Here is an 18,168-nt window from a genome sequence, read left to right as displayed (position 1 = left end):
GGCTTGTCCCTCACGACGACAGTTTTTCAGAAGGCTTTGTTTCTTTACATGATCTTCGGAACGGCTTGAGACGAGCCGGCCCGGGATCCCAGCTGCTCAATCTCAGTCATTGCGGGAGGTCGGATGTCCGCCCGAGCGCACAACGCCTTCTGTAGAGCCTCGGCGAATTCCGCGTACGAAAACGGCTTGTTCAAGACGAGACTTGAAGAAAAGCGCTCCGGCAGCATGTCGCGGCCATAGCCGGTTGAGAAAACGAAGGGAATTCCCCGAAAAGCGAGCACATCCGCAACAGGATAGACGACGCGGCCATCAACATTGATATCGAGCAGGCCCACATCGATATCGGCCTGAAGCGCCAGAGTGAGCGCCTGGTCGAGACGGCCCGCCGGCCCCACCGTCACGGCGCCCAAATCCGTCACCATGTCCTCGAGCAGGATACTGATAGCCGCTTCGTCCTCGACGACCAGGATTCGTTGATTTTGCAGCATCACTGGATATCTCCGGCGGGCGACGGCCCGTTATGGCAGGCAAACTGCAAGTACAACCAACTCTACGGTAAGACTGTAGACCTAAGCACAAATTCGTCAATTCGCATGCGGGCTGATGGGCCATGCCTCTCAAGCATGGTGAGCTGGGCTATTTGAACCATGGCATTACCCCAAGTGTGCAATACAGCAGGGTCGTCGCTCGACCTCCCTTAGATTTCCGGGGGGTTACTAGAACCCACTTCAGGGTTTCACCCGATTTTCAAGTCCGATCTGTGCGCAGAAACTGCGCCGGGGCTGAGAAGGAAAGAGCCTACGATCCTCGGCATCGTCGCATCTCGGGGGAGATACATTCAAGGGAATTGGGACATGGACCTGCTGAATCCCTTTGTCAGTCCTGAAACAACTTATGTCTCCACCGGTCATTTGCCCTCGGATGAGGATGTCAGACGGCTCATTCTCGAGGCTCACACGCGTTTTCGATCCGTCACCGACGGGCAAAACTCGCAGGTCTATCCGGCACTCGCTAGGGTTCCGCACGAACTTTTCGGAATCTGTGTCGTGGGAACCGATGGCGGCATCTTCTCCGTCGGTGATGCCGAGCATGACTTCTCGATCATGAGTGTCTCGAAGCCGTTTCTGTTCGCGCTCGTCTGCGATCGGATCGGGGCGACGGAGGCCCGCGAGAAGCTGGGCGTCAACGGAACGGGCCTTGCCTTCAACTCGCTCGCGGCCATCGAGCGGAGCCCGGACGGTCGGACCAATCCCATGGTGAATGCGGGCGCGATCGCGACCACCAGCCTGGTTCCGGGCGAAACTACGGACGCGAAATGGCGCTTCATCCACGAGGGGCTATCTCGCTTCGCCGGCCGCGAATTGCCGCTAAACGACGAAGTTTACGCCTCGGCGTCCAAGACGAATTTCCGCAACAGAAGCATTGCCTGGATGCTTCAGAGCGTAGGCCGCATCTACTGTGATCCGGCCGAGGCCACGGATCTCTACACCCGGCAATGCTCGCTCAACGTGAGCGCGAAGGACCTTGCCGTCATGGGCGCGACGCTGGCCGACGGCGGGTTCAATCCTGTCACGAGAGAGCAGGTCGTCAGTCCCGATGCCTGCCACTACGCGCTCGCCGTCATGCTGACCGCGGGATTGTACGAAACATCCGGCGACTGGCTCTATGAGATCGGCCTGCCCGGCAAGAGCGGTATCGGGGGCGGCATCGTCACGGTCTCGCCCGGCAAGGGCGGCCTCGGCACGTTTGCGCCCCCGCTCGATTCAGCCGGAAACAGCATCAAGGGACAGCTGGTCGCCCAGTTCCTGTCGCAGCGCCTAGGCATGGACCTGCTGGTCTCGATGGCGAGGCGCTAGCCGACATTTCGGGGACTCATCGAACATCACCTCACCGCCTGCCAACAACGGAGGCATTCATGACTGGAGCGACGACCTTCAACCAGGCTCAAGCCGAAGCGAAGGAATCCTGGGTCCCGATGATCGCCATCGCCCTCGGCCAGGCGATCATGTCGTTCAATGTCGCCTCCTTGCCGGTCGCGTTGAGCGGCATGGTGAACAGCTTCCAGGTTCCACCGACGACGATAGCCACCGGCATCGTCGCCTATTCCATGCTCGTGGCAGGCTTCGTCATGCTCGGTGCGAAGCTGACACAGAGATACGGCGCTCTGTACGTATTCCGCGCCGCCGTCGTGGTATTCGGCATCGCGCAGGTGCTGATGACGTTCAGCCCCAACGCGACGCTCATGATTACGGCACAGTCCCTTTGCGGGGCTGCCGCTGCTGTCATCGTCCCCTCTCTCGTTGCCCTGATCGCGGAGAACTACCACGGCAACCAGCAGGCAACGGCACTGGGCGCCCTTGGATCTGCGCGGGCCGGCGCAGGTGTCGCGGCCTTCCTCATCGGCGGCGTGCTCGGCACCTATATCGGTTGGCGACCGGTCTTCGGAATTCTGATCGCCGTATCCGCTCTCGTTTTCGTACTCAGCTTCCGTCTCAAGCCGGATCATGGGCGCCCGGATGTCCGAATTGACATGGTCGGCGTCATCCTCGCGGCGGCAGCCATCATCCTCATCAGCTTCGGCTTCAACAACCTCAACCGGTGGGGGCTCGGGCTTGCTCAACCCGGTGCGCCCTTCAGCCTTCTGGGCTTCTCGCCGGCTCCGGTCATGATCGTCGTGGGCGCGGCCCTTGGGCAGACCTTTCTCGCCTGGACCCGACGTCGCGAGGCCGCCGGACAGACACCCCTGGTGGCGCTCGAAGTGCTCGACTCGCCCCAGGAGCGTGCAGCCGTCTATGCCATGTTCTCCGTCGTGGCCCTCGAAGCGGCTCTGAATTTCTCGGTGCCGCTCTACATCCAGATCGTGCAAGGACGCTCACCGCTTGCCACGGCCGTGGCGATGCTGCCCTTCAACCTGACGGTCTTCATTGCAGCAATGCTCATCGTCAGGTTCTACGACCGGTTTACGCCGCGACAGATCGGGCGATATGGATTCATCCTATGCACTCTGGCCCTGCTGTGGCTCGCTTTCGTGGTCCGCAACGATTGGAGCGCCGTTCCAGTCCTCATCGGTCTCGTGATTTTCGGCATCGGCCAGGGCTCGCTCGTCACGCTCCTGTTCAACGTGCTGGTGACAGCTTCACCCAAGGAGCTTGCCGGAGATGTCGGCTCGGTGCGCGGCACGACGAACAATCTCGCATCAGCGGTCGGAACGGCGGTCGCCGGCGCCCTGCTTGTCGGTCTCCTCAGTTCGGCCGTCATACGCAAGATTGCCGAGAACCCCATGCTGCCGCCGGAGATCCAGTCCCAGGTCAATCTCGACAGCATTACGTTCATCAGCAATGAGCAACTCGCGAGTGTGATCGCCCGCACGACCGCAACGCCGGAGCAGAAGGCCGAGGCTGTCAGGGTGAATACGGAAGCGAGGCTCCAGGCCCTCAAGTTCGGGCTTCTGGTCATGGCGGGCCTGGCGCTCCTGAGCATTTTCCCCGCTGGCCGACTTCCGAATTATCGCCCGGGAGAGATCCCGGCCGAATAGCGCACCAGACGTCAAGCGTGGGAAGAGGAACCTCCTGATCGACCGGCTCCTCGGACCATGCTTTCACGAACGACAGAGGTTGCTCGTAACGAGCGGGAGGTTGTCCATGTTTTCGTGCGTCTCCGCCGATCAAATCGGCTCTTCGGAATCTCCAAGTTGTTCATGTTGCCAGCCGCAGCTTCGGGCGGCCGCTCGCCGGATCGACGGAGAATTGTCCCGACGCGGCTTCATCGCCGGAGCAGGCGTCTCCCTCGCTTCGCTCGGACTTGCACGATCGGCTGCAGCGCAACCGGCTCCGCCTCGATCTATTCCCCCGGTCGTCTTCTCGAATTTCCTGCTGTTCGACGGACGGTCCAAAGGCCTGCGAGGCGGGCTTCGCCTTCTTGTCGAGGGCAATCGGATCAAACAGATCGCCAGCGGCAACCCGTCTCCGCCGGATGGCGCACGCATGATCGATTGCGGCGGGCGGGTCATCATGCCGGGGCTGATCGACGCGCACTGGCATACGATCTTCGCAGCGCTTCCCATATCCGCTCTCGTTTCGGCGGATATCGGATTCATCTTTCTTGCGGCGAGCGCCGAGGCTGAGCGGACGCTGATGCGCGGCTTCACGACAGTCCGGGACCTCGGCGGCCCATCCTTCCCGCTGAAGCAGGCCATCGATGATGGGCTCGCCACCGGGCCTCGCATCTATCCGTCGGGCGCCATGATCACGACCACGGGCGGCCACGGGGATATTCGTCCCCTGTCCGATCTGCCGAGGAGGCCGGGCGGCCCGCTGAGCGCTTTGGAGAAGACAGGTGGCGCAAATATCGCCGACAGCGCAGATGAAATCCGATTGCGCGCCCGCGAACAGCTGCTTCAGGGAGCGTCGCAGATCAAACTCGTGGGAGGCGGAGGCGTCTCCTCACCGCGCACGACTCTGGACATGTTGACGTTCAGCGAGTCTGAGCTGCGTGCGGGAGTCCAAGCCGCCGCCGACCGGAACACCTATGCGGCGGTACACGCCTATCCGCCTGCAGCGATCCAACGAGCAATTAGCGCGGGGGCTCAATGTATCGAGCATGGACACCTCATGGACGAGGCAACTGCCAGCCTTATGGCAGACAAGGGCATATGGCTCAGTACACAACCCTTCGTCAGTGACGAGGATACAACTCCGCTGACAGGCCAGAGCCGCATCAACCTGCTTCAGGTCATCGCCGGGACAGACACCGTCTACACACTCGCGAAGGAACACAAGATAAAGACCGCCTTTGGTACCGACCTGTTGTTTTCCAGTGCGATTGCCACGCGGCAGGGTTTCATGCTGACTCATCTGAAACGCTGGTACGACAATGCCGACATCCTGGCGATGGCGACGTCCGTGAACGGCGAACTCCTGGCGATGTCCGGCCCGCGCAATCCCTACCAGGGAAAATTGGGCGTCCTCGAAGACAATGCTCTCGCGGATTTGCTGGTGATCGATGGCAACCCCATCGACGACATAGGGCTCATCGCCAATCCGGACAAGAACCTCGCGGTCATCATGAAGGACGGAAAAATCTATAAGAACACCCTGCCCGCCTAGAAGCAGGTGAGCGATGATCCGGATGAAAGGAGCGCCCGTGGGCGCTCCAGGTTGCTTGCCTCTGGCTTCTCCGGCTACGAGCTCGCGACCGGAGAGGCCGCACTAAAGAGGCGGAGGTTTCTGCCACCAGGCTTCTATTCGGCTCGGCGGCGGACGATCCATGCCGATGTCGCGCAACAGATGATCGTTGAGGCGTTCCAGCGATCCCAGTTGCCACCAATGTACGCGCACGAGGAACCATCGATGCGCGCACTCCACCCAGGAGCCTGGCCGTGCCGGAAGGCGACGGGCATGATCAAGGCGATGGTCTCTGTCATTAAAGGGAAGATCGATTTTCATAACTGCTCTCCAAACAAAAGCCGAGGAGAGCAGAAGCAGAAGACCCCACCCGCCTCGGGAGGGGCCTCTGAATGATCACATACGCATCAGCGCAGCACCGATCCAGCGCAACCCTCTCGGGAGCACGTAAAGATTGGAACCGCGCATGGTGATACGTGTGATCATAGGCGAAGCGTAACCTAATATCTTCAGGAAGAAAAGCCGAAGCAACCTGCAAGCTATACAGGAACACGTCACTGTGGCTGTTCAGCCACTGTGCCGCTTCCGGCTTCGATAACCGTCTTCATTGGAGTTTCGCGGATGGCCTGTGTTCAATTTTCATTCCGCGAAACCCTCTTCCAGCCGGTCATTCAATCGCGCTGCAGGTGTACCAGATTGACTTACTCGCCGAAGACCTCGGCGCAACGCGAAAACGAAAATCCAGCGCCCTCAGAATCTTTATTGATCCTGGCAGAGATGATCGTTCCGTCCTGATCAGCCGTAATCTGTGCTTCGCAGGCGAGATGAACATTCTGCGCCGGGCGCACCAAAGTCGTGACCTGAGGCCCGGAATATCCGAAGGACGAATTCGTCGTCCTCGTTTGCGTGACAGTGACACCCGGTGAGGGCTGCGTGGTCACAGTCGTGGTTCTCTCCGACACTTTCAGGGGAGATGCACCAAAGGCGGGACGTGTCTCGTATTGGGCAGGACGCACATAATTCACCTCGCCGCCGCGCCACGTGTAGATAGTCCCACCGGACTCGAGTGGGAAGCTCGAGACGGGAGGTCCATTCTCGATGAAGAATTGATCGACGGGCTGGCCGATCCATTTCGCGCGAACGGACTGAGCAGCCTCCTCCGTTGTCTTGCAGCCGACAAGAACGATCACAACTGCCACGCCTACGATGATTTGTTTTAGCATTTCATGCCCCCAGAATACATTCACGCTAGGAATGCATGAGCACCCCTAGACGAGAAGTGCAACATCTCAAGCGGCATCTCTTTCAACATCGTTTGCTTCGCGGATGTGCATCATGTCCGACGAGCTGGCATGCGCATGGCCGCTTCGTTCCGCTCGCTGTTTTCCTGCTGTACGTAAGATCCTGGAGCGGTGCCTCTTTGCACCGTTCGCGCGATTTACACCTCAAAGCGACTCGTCGCGTCACGATCACGGTCATATCGTCTCGTAATCGGAAACGGCGGCAACCAGGATTCGCGACGGACCGTCCAGAGTTCGTAAGTCGGCATCAGCTGATCAGGGGCATCGAAGGATCCCAGGCTCACTTCGATTTCATCCGCACTGCATGAGAAAACGGACGAACCGCAGCGGGGACAGAAAAATCGCCCGGCATAATCGCGGGTTTCGCCGTCGATCGTCACCGCATCCCGAGGGAACACCGCAGACGCGTGAAAAAGAGCACCATGATGCTTGCGGCAGTCGAGGCAGTGACAGAGGCCGACCCGGTATGGGAGTCCCGACGCTACAATTCGAACATTGCCGCACAGGCAACCGCCTGTGAATCGATCCATGCTGCGGCTCCTTCGGCTCTGATAGCTCGCCCAATATGGGGAAGCGAAACCGGAGTTCGATTTAGAGCCGGGTTATCCCAGCGCTAGCCTCGGCATAAAAATTTCGATGATTTCAGGAATATGGCGGAGACGGAGGGATTCGAACCCTCGATACCCTTTTGGGGTATGCTCATTTAGCAAACGAGTGCCTTCAGCCTCTCGGCCACGTCTCCAGCGACAGGGGATGGAATCTACTCCAGATCGCCCCACCGGCGGCGCATATGGCGCGATAATGCCCCCTTCGTCAAGGACGATCTGAGGGGAATCCAGATAGCCTGAACGCTCCAGCGGATGGTGACGCCGGCTTGCCCGATTCCAGTCCAACCCTCCCCTCGGCCTGTGTGCATTTGCACGCCGCCCGCAATCCGCCCCGTCTAGCTTCGATCCTCGAAGGGCGAAAAGGGATTCGTGAGTGGATTCGGATTGCAACGTTCGAGATCGAGCGCGGCGGGAGCAAGCCGGCAAGGCCTTGTTCGAGATCAGGGAGCAGTTCCTGCAGGAGACACCACGAGCGCCACCCGGGCGCCTTCTCGTGGCAGCGCTGCTGATGCTCGCCGGCCTCTGGATCGGCCTGTTCTCCTGGCTCGGCTCCTATGCCTTCGAAGTTTCCGAGCGTTGGACGAGCCAGGACGCCGCGAAGCCCCCATCCCTGGCAGGAGGTCGATGAGGCATCAGCTGCGGCGTCAGGCTTGGTCGCGCCCTGCCCCCGGGCCCTTCAGGGCGTTCAGCCGTCGCTTCTCATAATGCTTCGCCAGGCGAAGGTGGCGGGAAATCGCGTAGTTCATGGCCGTCAGGAAGCCGTATGTGCCGCGCAGGGCATGGCGGCGGCCGATATAGGCTTTGATGAAATTCGCCGGCAGCTCGAAGAACACGCGCCAGGTGGGAATCGATATTCCGCGGATTTCGAGATCCACCGCTTGCTGATCAGAGTAACGGTTGAGCTTGTCCAGCTGGTCGCCGAGGGAACGCACTGACCAGTGATGGATGACGCTCCGCAGCCGCCCCACCTTCGTGCCGGGCTTGAGATCCACCCGGTCATGGACCAGGGAGGGCGAATAGCGGCCCCAATCCTTGCGATAAAGCCTGACCGGATAGAGGGTATACGCGAGCGGATGCGGCGCCTTCTCTCCGGGGAAGATCTCGGCAATTCCGATGCGATAGGCCTGCCGCGACGGCTCTCCCTTGGCGAAGAGCTTCCGGATCTCCTCTGCCAGCTTCGGAGGCACGACTTCATCGGCATCCACGTTCAGGAGCCAATCGTAGCGGCATTGCTCCTCGGCGAACCTCTTCTGCGGGCCATAGCCCGGCCAGGGATTGAAGATAACCCGTGCCCCGAGCTCCTCGGCCACGGCCTGTGTGCCGTCCGTGGATCCGGAATCGACCACGATCAGGTCGTCCGTGAGATCACGAACGGCGCGGATGGTGTCACCGATCCGGTCGGCTTCGTTCTTGGCAATGATGAAAACGGAAACAGGAAGCATGATAACAGGCGCCGAATGATCGGGCTGCCTAGCCGCAGATGTCCGCGCTTGCAAGGGCTTTGACCATCTCACGGCTACACGGATCGTCGCTCGCCCGTCACGCGGCTCGGAGAAGGCCCTCTTCGTGCATGGCCCTTCTCACCCGCGGGCGCATCTCAATTCGCGCCATATAGGCTTTCAAATGGGCATGTGCCGAAAGGTCCACCTTATGGAAATGGGACCAGTTCAGGATCGTGAAGGCGTAGGCATCCGCAACCGTGAAGCTCTCCCCCATCAGGTAGGATCGGCCTTCCAGCGCCATATCCACGACGCGAAAGCGCTTGTGAAGGTGAGAGAGGGTCGCCGCCCTAATATCTTCTGAGACGGGTTTCCAGAGAGGCCCGAACCCCTTGTGCAGCTCGGTGGCGATGAAGGAGAGCCATTCGAGAACCCGGATTCGCTCCGGCGAGCCGGATTGCGGCAATAGGCCGGATGCCGGCGCAAGATCTGCCAGGAACTGCAAGACGACGGGCGCCTCTGTCAGGACCTCCCCGTTGTCCAATATCAATGCCGGAACGTAGCCTTTCGGATTTACGGTGAGGAAGTCGCAGCCTGACTCAGTCGTTTTTGTCCTTAAGTTGACCCTGTCCAACTCAAGTTCGAGACCAGCTTCAAGGGCCACGATGTGTGGGGCAAGAGCGCAAGATCCGGACGAATAATAAAGCTTCATCATATTCTCCCGTCCGGGCGATTGATCTTCGCCAATGCAGCGAGACCGGCGGAAGCTAATATGACAAATGAAACGTAGCAATATTCTCTTGACGCATTCCGCAATAAAACCTTGCAACTTTGCAAGTTCTCACAAGAGTTCCTGTTCGGAAGCCAGAGTCTGTGCGTCTGAGACGGCCTGAAGTCGATGCCCGACCCGCATCTCGGTCAGCAGCGGAAAGTGATCGGACGCGACGCGGGTCAGCGCATTGCGGACGGGAGCAGCGGTGATGACCTCGATTGAGGGCGTGACGAAGACATGATCCAGGCGCAGCACCGGTGCCCGTGTGTGGAAGGTGGGTTGCGGATCCCCTGTCTGGTTCGCCAGCTGCGCATCCCTCAGGTGTCCCGCGATGAAGCGATAGGATCGCGAATAGGGCGGCGCATTGAAATCGCCAAGCAGCACAGCCGGATCCGCGCAATCCGGATGCCCCATCCACTCTTCCCCCAGCAGCGCAGCGGCCTGCGCTCGCCTCTCGCGGGAACGAAGGGACAGATGCGCGTTGACCACGTTGAGGCGACGCCCGTCGATCTCGACGGCCACCCAGAGAGCGCATCGCTTCTCGAACGACGGGCCTGAAACCAGGCTCGGTAGGCGTCCTGCTCGAACAATGTCCGACGGATGGCGCGTCAGCACGGCAATCCCATATTGCTCTCCGAGCATTCGGATCGTCGGCTGGAAATGCAGATCCATTCCGAGATGTTTTGCCAGAATCTCGGCCTGATCCGGATGCCCCTTGTGCACCCTCCCGACCCGCACCTCCTGAAGCGCCACGATGTCTGCCTCGCAGGAGGCAATCACCTCGGCAATCCGCCCTGGCGAAATCTGCCTGTCTGTTCCAAGCCAACGGTGGACGTTGTAGGTGAGAACTCGGACGTTCCGCCCTGGCTGGTCAACGTGCTTCAAAGCTCAGTCTCGATCGTTAGGGGCAGGCGGAATGGAAGCGTCTGCTATGGGAAGTCCGGCATCGGCTAGTGTGTGACCGTGTCGGATCAATGACCGGACAGAGGCCAAGGTTCCGCATCGGCCTCCAATTATGGCAATTTCCGGAGCCCCGTTCGCCCCCAACGTTCGGCTAGGATGCCCGCGACATCAGGTCCTCTCACCCCATGCAACGATAGGTAATACCATTCCTTAGCCAAAATGAGAGTTTTGGTTCCGGCTCGTTTACCTTAACAATATCCTAAAGCGAAGCATGATGCTTCGTGTCAAAAGCTTGATTCGCATGTCGCATCGTTATGCCAAACGCCCTGGCGAAGATGTATTAGCGCGCATTCTGGATTGGGCCGGATTGTCATTCGGCCTCAGCGTGTTGCTCATCATCGCGACCGTGACGATCCAGGTTCGCTGATCGATCCTGCGCGTCCGGAAATAGCTTCACGCTTCGACATAACTCCCCTTGAACGACCCATGTCGACCGCCCAGCTGGGAACCTTTCACCGCTGCCCTTGACCTTCCCATCATGGGAAGGACCATAAGATAGGCCAGGACGTTGAATCAGGAGTTCCGCCGTGGCTAACGCTCTCTCCCCTTCTGACACGAGCATCGATATCCCCATTGAGGGGATGTCCTGTGCCTCCTGCGTGAGCCGTGTCGAGAAGGCCATCCGGGCCATCGGGGGCGTGACCTCGGCGAGCGTTAATCTGGCGACGGAACGGGCCCGGGTCTCCCTCGATCCGGCCCATGCCGCTCCCGAGCGCGTCATAGAGGCGATCAGGAATGCCGGGTACGAGGCCCGCACGGGCAAGGTCGAGCTGGCGATCGAAGGCATGACCTGTGCTTCCTGCGTCGGGCGCGTGGAAAAAGCGCTCCGGCGCGTTCCGGGCGTCCTGGAAGCAAACGTCAATCTCGCGACGGGCCGTGCCACCATCCGCTATCTTGGCGACGCAAGCATGTCAGACCGTCTTGCCTCGGCGGTTGCCGCCACGGGCTACGAGGCGCGGCCCATCGACAACGCAGAGCGGGATACCGACCGGGATGCGGCCGCCAGGGCGGCCGAGAATGCCGCCCTCCACCGATCGCTGCTTCTCGCGCTCATCCTGACTCTGCCGGTTTTCCTGATCGAAATGGGGTCGCATTTCATTCCCGGCGTCCACGAATGGATCTTCGAGACGATCGGCCATCAGGAGACCCTGTATCTCGAATTCGTCCTGACGACCGTCGTTCTCTTCGGGTCTGGCCTTCGCTTCTTCAGAAAGGGGATCCCTGCCCTTCTCCGCCTCGCGCCAAACATGGATTCCCTCGTGGTGCTCGGCACGAGTGCCGCCTACGGCTACTCCCTGGTCGCGACCTTCCTGCCCGATCTCCTACCGGACGATGCCTGGAACGTCTATTATGAAGCCGCGGCCGTCATCGTGACATTGATCCTCCTGGGGCGTTTTCTGGAGGCCCGCGCGAAGGGTCGGACATCGGATGCGATCAGGCGGCTGATGGGTCTTCAGGCCAAGACGGCGCGCGTCGTTCGCGACGGCACGGCCATGGAGGTGCCTCTGGCGGAGGTCCGGGCCGGCGATGTGGTCCAGGTCCGCCCGGGCGAGCGGATCCCGGTCGACGGGGAAGTCACGGAAGGATCGTCCTATGTGGACGAGTCCATGATCACCGGCGAACCTCTCCCGGTGCAGAAGGCCAAAGGCGCAACGGTCGTGGGCGGCACGATCAACAAGACGGGAAGCTTCACGTTCCTCGCCACCAGGATCGGCGCCGATACGGTGCTCGCCCAGATCATCCGCATGGTCGAGGAGGCGCAAGGGTCCAAGCTGCCGATCCAGCAGATCGTGGATCGTGTCACCGGCTGGTTCGTCCCGGCTGTGATGGCGGCGGCCCTCATCACATTCGCCGTCTGGCTTTGGGCGGGCCCCGATCCGGCTCTCTCCTTTGCGCTGGTGAATGCCGTCGCCGTGCTGATCATCGCCTGCCCCTGTGCCATGGGACTTGCGACCCCGACCTCGATCATGGTCGGAACCGGCCGCGCCGCCGAGCTCGGCGTGCTCTTCCGCCAGGGCGAGGCGCTCCAAGGCCTGAAGGACATCAAGGTCGTTGCCTTCGACAAGACCGGAACGCTGACGCTCGGCAAACCCACCCTGACCGACTTCATGGTCGCTCCGGGCTTTTCCAAGGGCGAGGTCCTGCGCCTCGTCGCATCGGTCGAAGGCCGGTCGGAGCATCCGATTGCGGGGGCCATCGTCGAAACCGCGCGCCATCGCGACTTGGCATGGCCGGAGCCTCGGCAGTTCGAAGCAATACCCGGCTTCGGCGTGGCAGCTTTTGTTGACGGCAGGAAGGTCGAGATCGGCGCTGATCGCTTCATGGGCAAACTCGGATTGACCGTCGAGCATTTCGCGGACGTCGCTGGGCGCCTCGGAAGCGAAGGCAAGTCCCCGCTCTACGCGGCAGTCGACGGCCAACTTGCGGCGATCATCGCCGTGGCGGACCCGATCAAGCCGACGACGCGCTCGGCCATCGCGGCGCTGCATCGGTTGAACCTGAAGGTCGCTATGATCACCGGTGACAACCGTCACACCGCCGAGGCCATCGCGCGTCAGGTCGGCATTGACGAGGTCGTCTCGGAAGTTCTTCCCGGCCAGAAGGTGGAATCCATCCGGCGCCTTCGCGCGCAGCATGGCAAGGTCGCCTTCGTGGGTGACGGCATCAACGACGCTCTCGCCCTCGCAGATGCGGATGTGGGTCTGGCCATCGGAACCGGCACGGATATCGCCATCGAAAGCGCCGACGTGGTGCTCATGTCCGGCGACCTGCGCGGCATCGTGAATGCGGTGGCCCTGTCGCAGGCGACGATCCGCAACATCAGAGAGAACTTGTTCTGGGCCTTCGCCTACAACGCGATTCTCATTCCCGTCGCTGCCGGGGCTCTCTATCCCGTCAACGGGTTATCGTTGTCGCCCATGATCGCCGCCGCTGCGATGGCGCTATCGAGCGTCTTCGTCGTCGGCAATGCTCTGCGGCTGCGCTGGGTTCGACCGGCCTTCGACGACAATGGACAGAGTGCGCAGGCCCAGTCAATCGCAGGAGAAGCCGCATGAATATCGGACAGGCCGCAGAACGCTCGGGCGTTTCCGCAAAAATGATCCGCTACTACGAATCCATCGGATTGATCCCGAAGACGGTGCGGACGGAAGCGGGCTATCGCGTCTATTCGGAGACCGACGTGCATACGTTGCGTTTCATCCGCCGAGCGCGCGACCTCGGCTTCTCCGTCGAGCAGATCGGAGAGCTCGTATCCCTGTGGCAGGACCGCAGCCGTGCCAGCACCGATGTGAAGCACATCGCCCTCGGCCACATCGAGGCGCTGGAGCGCAAGATTACGGAATTGCGCTCCATGACCGAGACTCTGAAACATCTCGCCCAGCATTGTCACGGCGACGGACGTCCCGAATGCCCGATCCTCGACGAGCTCGCGAGCGAGGACGATCTTCACAATTGCGCGAAGCGCGAGACAAAATTCGGCCTGCCTCTGACGCCGCAGCGGGGCAGAACGAAATCCGGGGCATGATCGCGACGGATCCCCTGCCCATCGCAAAGCCTTGTCGCTAAAGGAAAAACAAGCCTCTCACCCATCGCATCTGTGTCCTTAGTATCACACGTCGTCGTCGCCACATTTTGGCCGCATGGCATCCACCTTCCGGCCATGCGCGGGAATTGAACCTTTTCTTCAGCGCTCTCGCTCTATGTGCCGTTGAGCAAGTGCAAGTTCAAAACCAAGAAACGACGAGTCTCTACTGATGTTTGTCGCAGACCTGATCTCAAGCCGATCTCTTCGGCGTCTTCTACCGCGTCTTAGCATCCTCCTCCTGCCGCTCGTGATGGCCGGATGCGTGTCTACCCAGCAGCCTCAGCAACCTGTCGCCCGCGCAATCGATCCGGCTTACATGGCGATGTACGGACCGATGCCGGACGAGCAGTTCTCCATCCCCGCAACGGACATCTCCGAGGTCGATCCCCGCTTCCTGAGGCGCGAGGTGGCCTATAACGGTGCCGAGCAGCCGGGCACCATCGTGGTGGATACCGACAACCGTTATCTCTATCTCGTTCGGGAGAATGGCCGCGCCATGCGCTACGGCATCGGCGTCGGCAAGGAGGGACGGGCCTGGGCCGGTCGCGCGCAGGTGGGCCGCAAGGCTTCCTGGCCGCGCTGGACGCCGACGGCGGACATGATCCGGCGCGAACCAGAGCGCAACCGCCCCTGGGCCGGTGGCATGCCTGCCGGTCTCGGCAATCCGCTCGGCGCTCGCGCGCTGTATCTCTATAAGAACGGCCAGGACACCTTGTACCGGATTCACGGCACGTCGGAACCCTGGTCGATCGGAGAATCCGTTTCCAGCGGATGCATCCGCATGTTCAACCAGGATATCATCGATCTCTTCAGCCGTGTGCCGACCGGCACGCCCGTCGTGGTCATCAACCGCGGACGGCCGAGCGAACCGGAAGACGGAATGCGGGTCTCCGGCAACCCGATCGAGATCGAGAGCTTCTGAACGCATCGGCCTGATGCGACCTGAGAGTGTCCGCCTCCTTTCAGGAATGTGGACACTCCCCTACATCAGACTTATGCTGACCTATGCCATCGGCGACATCCACGGACGGCACGATCTTCTCGAGCAACTGCTGGAAAAGATTCGGAAACATGCGGGCGATCGCCCACATCGAATAGTCTTCCTTGGCGATTACATCGATCGTGGTCCCGACAGCGCTGCAGTTGTCGCTACGGTTCGTGCCGAAGCGGCGAAGGCACCGGACAGAACCGTCTGTCTGATGGGCAATCACGAAGCGATGCTGCTCGATGCCGTCGAGGATCCTTCGTTCCTGCTTCAATGGCTGATGAACGGCGGCAACGCGACCCTTGCCTCGTACGGTCTTGGCCACCCGCGCGATCTCCCGCCCGATGTGCTGGCGTGGCTGCGATCCCTTCCGACTTTCTATGAAGACGAATGGCGATATTTCGTCCATGCGGGCCTGATACCGGGGCGCGCAATGGACAGGCAGACAGACATGGACAAGCTCTGGATCCGTGAGCCTTTTCTCGACGTTCCTTACGACTTCGGAAAGCATGTGGTGCATGGTCACACGCCGTTGGCGACAACGACGCCCGAAACATGGCCCCATCGCACCAATCTCGATACGGCTGCTGTTTTCGGCGGCGTCCTGACGGCAGGTATTTTTGAGGATGGCACGGGCTCGCCGCAGGAATTCCTGCAGGCAGAGTGACGTGGAACAACCTCCTATCTTCGCGCCCCCCATTTTGACGGCGAACTGAATTCACCCCACTGAGAGATCTTCGAGGAGTGTATTGCCTTAGCCCCCGGAAGGGCAGCGAGCCTCAACATGCGGATAGCCACACTCTGAGCGGCCCAAGCGTTTGGAAGCCCGATCGGAGAGCAGGGGCAAGATTGCGCTCACTTTCATAACCGACCAATGTCATCCCCGGAAAAGTGTCAACGGCTCGCTTCACGAGGCCCTTCCAAATGATCTCGGGATCGACGCCCGAGGCAAAGACATTGGAGAGCCCGACCACCTCTCCCCCCAAACTCAAGATGCCACCACCGATAATCCGATCATCGCGCCTGATGGCGATGAAATGGATTTCGTGATGCGCCAAGAGGGATTCCGGAAAGGTCCGCTCGTCAGGCCCCGTCGCCGTCTGATCGTCATCCCCTCTCCAGGCGCTTTCCCAAGTCGCCAACTCCGATACCTTACGGATTTCGAACAAAGAACAATCTGCCGGAAGAGCACCGATCTCCAGCGTCGATGGGTTAAGGCCGATCCACTCTGCTTCGAACAGCGATTGAAATCCGAACGAACCGAGGCCAAGGCATGAGAAGCTGTCCTTCACGGCCCAAGGCCCAGTGTGTGGAGCTTCAATCAGGGCAGATATCGCTGCCAATTGCTGTTGGGATGCGTCAGGACCTGCCGTCGTTACCGCATCGGGATAGAAACGTGGGGTGCCAAGGCGATTCAGCCAGAGCCCGCCCTGGAACTCCCCAGGGCGACCATGAGCCTTGCAAACGGCATCACACCATAGAGCGTTGTTGCGAGCAGCAAACTCTACAAGAGGGAATGTCGCCGTCAATGCGGTCATGGTCTCTGCCGGCCTGTTTCTCATGCGCTCTGGGAGGCATTAAAGTTTCATCCCTCACGGCTATTGGCAATATCCAAGCTGCTTGAACGTTCACCCTCTCGCGATCCCGGATCAGTTCCGGTGGCTTGTTCTCCCGATCAATCGGTGAGTGCGCGTTACGCAGCCAGACACCGATAACGGGCTGAAAATCTATACTATTTATTCATATAGCATTTGCTCAACTATCCTCTCAAAGCCACTGCCGTGAGAGCTTGGCATTAGGGCAAGGGCCGCAAAATGGCGCCCCATACCAAGCATGTGTCCGGATTTCACAAGACTGTCGCCGCCAGCAATGTGTAATCGAGTCAAGTGTACTTGATACCAATCAGCTTCAATAGAACTATACGTTTATATAGGCAATATAAACTACTCACACGGGGCTTTACTAAAGCAAATATTTAAGTGGCGTTGATATTCTCGAGCGCATCACTCATGCGAACGGGGGCGCCAAAGTTCATACTCACGATATTCATTAAGGAGCACGATATCATTCATTGACAGTCGTCATGGCCAACGATCCTTAGTTCCTTATCGTTAGACTATCGACCTGCGGCCTTCACCTAACGGATCGGCTATCGCCAAGACTTTGGTTTTGCGAAGCACTCAGCCGTCATCCGCACACTCATCGACAAAGTTTCAGTAAGTCCAACTCTTGGAATGGACATCCAAGGTGCTGAGAAGGCCTTGGAGAACCGGCTGTTGCGTGATGCACGGCTCCGGAGCCTCGGCTTCGTTTGCTTCATCGAATGCTGCAGGCAGGTCCATTTCCCGATCGGGCTCCGCGTAAGGCCGACAGCCATGGCTCGTCTGGCGGCTTCTCTCACCCGAGCCGTTTCACCTTCAATCGGTTTTTTTGAACTCACTAGGGCAGGTATTCATCATGACTTTTCCAACTGCATCGACGACAGGACTTCCAGCTGGCGTGACGCTGACGGCGTCCGGCGATATCGTCGTCACCAAGGCCGGCACGGTTCTCAGCAACCTTGATGTTCATGGTCAGATCTGGGTCCGGGCCGAGAACGTCACCATCCAGAACTGCAAGATCACCTCGAGCGACTATTATGGCGTGCGCATCGACCAGGGCCTCAAGGGCGTGACGGTCAAGAATTGCGACATCGATGGTACGGGCCAGGTGCTCAACGGCATCGGCGGCGCCGGCACTTTCCTCAACAACAACATCCACGGCTGCGAGAACGGCATCAACGTCGAGGGCAACGTCGCCACCAAGATCGAAGGCAACTACATTCATAACTTCCTCAACAGCGAGGGGGGTCACTTCGACGGCATTCAGATCTTCGGCGGCAATTCCAATGTCGAGGTCGTGCACAACACCATCATCAACGACGGTTCGCCGAACGGCGTCTCCGCCGTGTTCGTCGCCAATACCTTCGGCGCCGTCGACAAGGTCAACATCCACGACAACTACCTGTCGTCGCCCGGAAATTACCCGATCTACAACCTCGGCACCTACACCAACTCGCCGATCACCAACGTGACTTGGGCGAACAACTACGTTCCCAAAGGCTACTACGGCTACGAGTATATCCGCGCCGACAGCCAGGGTCATATGCCGACCATGATCAACAACACGGAAATCGCCACCGGCCTCTCTCCCGACAAGGCCCCCGACAGCTATGCCGGCGGCTCAACGCCCACCCCGACCCCGGATCCGACACCCACGCCAACCCCAACCCCGACGCCGGGCGACATCGTCGGCACCAGCGGCAACGACACCCTCAAGGGCACCACCGGCGGTGATGTCATGAAGGGCCTCGCCGGCAACGACACCTACACCGTCAACCACAGCGGCGATA

General features: G+C 60.0%; 18 protein-coding genes and 1 tRNA gene. 10 read left to right on the top strand and 9 right to left on the bottom strand.

All coding sequences use genetic code 11. The features are described from left to right. Positions 1-44 precede the first annotated feature (44 nt). Positions 45-488, bottom strand: coding sequence for a response regulator (locus K9B37_RS16455; RefSeq protein WP_369414336.1), 444 nt, complete (start codon positions 486-488; stop codon positions 45-47). A 366-nt stretch (positions 489-854) separates the two neighbouring features. Between K9B37_RS16455 and glsA the strand changes: the two genes are divergently transcribed. The 3 genes from glsA to K9B37_RS16440 all read left to right on the top strand — a co-directional run bounded on the left by glsA (position 855) and on the right by K9B37_RS16440 (position 5,105). Continuing rightward, positions 855-1,856, top strand: coding sequence for a glutaminase A (gene glsA, locus K9B37_RS16450; protein WP_224314631.1), 1,002 nt, complete (start codon positions 855-857; stop codon positions 1,854-1,856). Between the two features lie 59 nt (positions 1,857-1,915). After that, entirely contained in the window at positions 1,916-3,535 is a 1,620-nt protein-coding gene (locus K9B37_RS16445; protein ID WP_224314630.1) for an MFS transporter, read from the top strand. Positions 3,536-3,746: 211 nt separating this feature from the next. After that, positions 3,747-5,105 (top strand): metal-dependent hydrolase family protein, encoded by a 1,359-nt coding sequence (locus K9B37_RS16440; protein ID WP_369414335.1) that lies wholly within the window; start codon positions 3,747-3,749, stop codon positions 5,103-5,105. Positions 5,106-5,207: 102 nt separating this feature from the next. Here K9B37_RS16440 and K9B37_RS16435 read toward each other — a convergent pair whose 3' ends face one another. The 4 genes from K9B37_RS16435 to K9B37_RS16420 all read right to left on the bottom strand — a co-directional run bounded on the left by K9B37_RS16435 (position 5,208) and on the right by K9B37_RS16420 (position 7,166). Further along, positions 5,208-5,444 carry a hypothetical protein gene (locus K9B37_RS16435; RefSeq protein WP_224314628.1) on the bottom strand — a complete coding sequence of 79 codons (237 nt, stop codon included), beginning with the start codon at positions 5,442-5,444 and terminating at the stop codon, positions 5,208-5,210. Positions 5,445-5,824: 380 nt separating this feature from the next. Next, entirely contained in the window at positions 5,825-6,346 is a 522-nt protein-coding gene (locus K9B37_RS16430; protein ID WP_224314627.1) for a hypothetical protein, read from the bottom strand. Positions 6,347-6,561: 215 nt separating this feature from the next. Beyond that, the gene (locus tag K9B37_RS16425; RefSeq protein ID WP_224314626.1) at positions 6,562-6,954 is read right to left on the bottom strand and encodes a GFA family protein; all 393 of its coding nucleotides are present in this window, start codon (positions 6,952-6,954) and stop codon (positions 6,562-6,564) included. 121 nt (positions 6,955-7,075) lie between these two features. Next, positions 7,076-7,166: transfer RNA gene (locus K9B37_RS16420), tRNA-Ser, on the bottom strand. 239 nt (positions 7,167-7,405) lie between these two features. Between K9B37_RS16420 and K9B37_RS16415 the strand changes: the two genes are divergently transcribed. Continuing rightward, on the top strand, positions 7,406-7,660 hold the full coding sequence (locus tag K9B37_RS16415) for a hypothetical protein (RefSeq protein WP_224314625.1): 255 nt from the start codon (positions 7,406-7,408) through the stop codon (positions 7,658-7,660). Positions 7,661-7,676: 16 nt separating this feature from the next. Here K9B37_RS16415 and K9B37_RS16410 read toward each other — a convergent pair whose 3' ends face one another. The 3 genes from K9B37_RS16410 to K9B37_RS16400 form a co-directional block, all read right to left on the bottom strand. After that, positions 7,677-8,474, bottom strand: coding sequence for a glycosyltransferase family 2 protein (locus K9B37_RS16410; RefSeq protein WP_224314624.1), 798 nt, complete (start codon positions 8,472-8,474; stop codon positions 7,677-7,679). A gap of 97 nt (positions 8,475-8,571) precedes the next feature. Beyond that, complete coding sequence (gene gstA, locus K9B37_RS16405) at positions 8,572-9,183, bottom strand: glutathione transferase GstA (RefSeq protein ID WP_224314731.1); 612 nt, start codon at positions 9,181-9,183, stop codon at positions 8,572-8,574. 129 nt (positions 9,184-9,312) lie between these two features. Further along, positions 9,313-10,128, bottom strand: a complete 816-nt coding sequence (locus tag K9B37_RS16400; RefSeq protein WP_224314623.1) for an endonuclease/exonuclease/phosphatase family protein — start codon at positions 10,126-10,128, stop codon at positions 9,313-9,315. Between the two features lie 289 nt (positions 10,129-10,417). Here K9B37_RS16400 and K9B37_RS16395 point away from each other — a divergent pair, with 289 nt between their 5' ends. The 5 genes from K9B37_RS16395 (at position 10,418) to K9B37_RS16375 (ending at position 15,444) form a co-directional block, all read left to right on the top strand. After that, entirely contained in the window at positions 10,418-10,573 is a 156-nt protein-coding gene (locus K9B37_RS16395; protein WP_224314622.1) for a hypothetical protein, read from the top strand. Positions 10,574-10,733: 160 nt separating this feature from the next. After that, on the top strand, positions 10,734-13,262 hold the full coding sequence (locus K9B37_RS16390) for a heavy metal translocating P-type ATPase (protein WP_224314621.1): 2,529 nt from the start codon (positions 10,734-10,736) through the stop codon (positions 13,260-13,262). Continuing rightward, a complete protein-coding gene (gene cueR / locus K9B37_RS16385) occupies positions 13,259-13,732 on the top strand; it encodes a Cu(I)-responsive transcriptional regulator (RefSeq protein ID WP_224314620.1) in 474 nt (157 codons plus the stop codon). Before K9B37_RS16390 ends, cueR begins: the two co-directional genes overlap by 4 nt. A gap of 229 nt (positions 13,733-13,961) precedes the next feature. Continuing rightward, a complete protein-coding gene (locus tag K9B37_RS16380) occupies positions 13,962-14,714 on the top strand; it encodes a L,D-transpeptidase (RefSeq protein WP_224314619.1) in 753 nt (250 codons plus the stop codon). Between the two features lie 73 nt (positions 14,715-14,787). Then, positions 14,788-15,444 (top strand): metallophosphoesterase family protein, encoded by a 657-nt coding sequence (locus K9B37_RS16375; protein WP_224314618.1) that lies wholly within the window; start codon positions 14,788-14,790, stop codon positions 15,442-15,444. 112 nt (positions 15,445-15,556) lie between these two features. Here K9B37_RS16375 and K9B37_RS16370 read toward each other — a convergent pair whose 3' ends face one another. After that, positions 15,557-16,315, bottom strand: coding sequence for a hypothetical protein (locus K9B37_RS16370; protein WP_224314617.1), 759 nt, complete (start codon positions 16,313-16,315; stop codon positions 15,557-15,559). A gap of 919 nt (positions 16,316-17,234) precedes the next feature. On the opposite strand from K9B37_RS16370, the gene K9B37_RS16365 reads away from it, so the two are divergent. Beyond that, positions 17,235-18,168: right-handed parallel beta-helix repeat-containing protein (locus K9B37_RS16365; RefSeq protein WP_224314616.1), on the top strand; the 934-nt coding region annotated here is incomplete at its 3' end.

The sequence above is a fragment of the Microvirga puerhi genome, from assembly GCF_020089865.1.
Lineage (GTDB): Bacteria > Pseudomonadota > Alphaproteobacteria > Rhizobiales > Beijerinckiaceae > Microvirga > Microvirga puerhi.
This window is presented reverse-complemented; position numbering and strand designations above follow the sequence as displayed.

Bases quoted from the DNA above. Each gene is read 5' to 3' on its own strand.
- K9B37_RS16455 (WP_369414336.1), bottom strand. From the start codon at position 488: ATGCTGCAAAATCAACGAATCCTGGTCGTCGAGGACGAAGCGGCTATC.
- glsA (WP_224314631.1), top strand. From the start codon at position 855: ATGGACCTGCTGAATCCCTTTGTCAGTCCTGAAACAACTTATGTCTCC.
- K9B37_RS16445 (WP_224314630.1), top strand. From the start codon at position 1,916: ATGACTGGAGCGACGACCTTCAACCAGGCTCAAGCCGAAGCGAAGGAA.
- K9B37_RS16435 (WP_224314628.1), bottom strand. From the start codon at position 5,444: ATGAAAATCGATCTTCCCTTTAATGACAGAGACCATCGCCTTGATCAT.
- K9B37_RS16430 (WP_224314627.1), bottom strand. From the start codon at position 6,346: ATGCTAAAACAAATCATCGTAGGCGTGGCAGTTGTGATCGTTCTTGTC.
- K9B37_RS16425 (WP_224314626.1), bottom strand. From the start codon at position 6,954: ATGGATCGATTCACAGGCGGTTGCCTGTGCGGCAATGTTCGAATTGTA.
- K9B37_RS16410 (WP_224314624.1), bottom strand. From the start codon at position 8,474: ATGCTTCCTGTTTCCGTTTTCATCATTGCCAAGAACGAAGCCGACCGG.
- gstA (WP_224314731.1), bottom strand. From the start codon at position 9,183: ATGAAGCTTTATTATTCGTCCGGATCTTGCGCTCTTGCCCCACACATC.
- K9B37_RS16395 (WP_224314622.1), top strand. From the start codon at position 10,418: ATGATGCTTCGTGTCAAAAGCTTGATTCGCATGTCGCATCGTTATGCC.
- cueR (WP_224314620.1), top strand. From the start codon at position 13,259: ATGAATATCGGACAGGCCGCAGAACGCTCGGGCGTTTCCGCAAAAATG.
- K9B37_RS16380 (WP_224314619.1), top strand. From the start codon at position 13,962: ATGTTTGTCGCAGACCTGATCTCAAGCCGATCTCTTCGGCGTCTTCTA.
- K9B37_RS16375 (WP_224314618.1), top strand. From the start codon at position 14,788: ATGCTGACCTATGCCATCGGCGACATCCACGGACGGCACGATCTTCTC.
- K9B37_RS16370 (WP_224314617.1), bottom strand. From the start codon at position 16,315: ATGACCGCATTGACGGCGACATTCCCTCTTGTAGAGTTTGCTGCTCGC.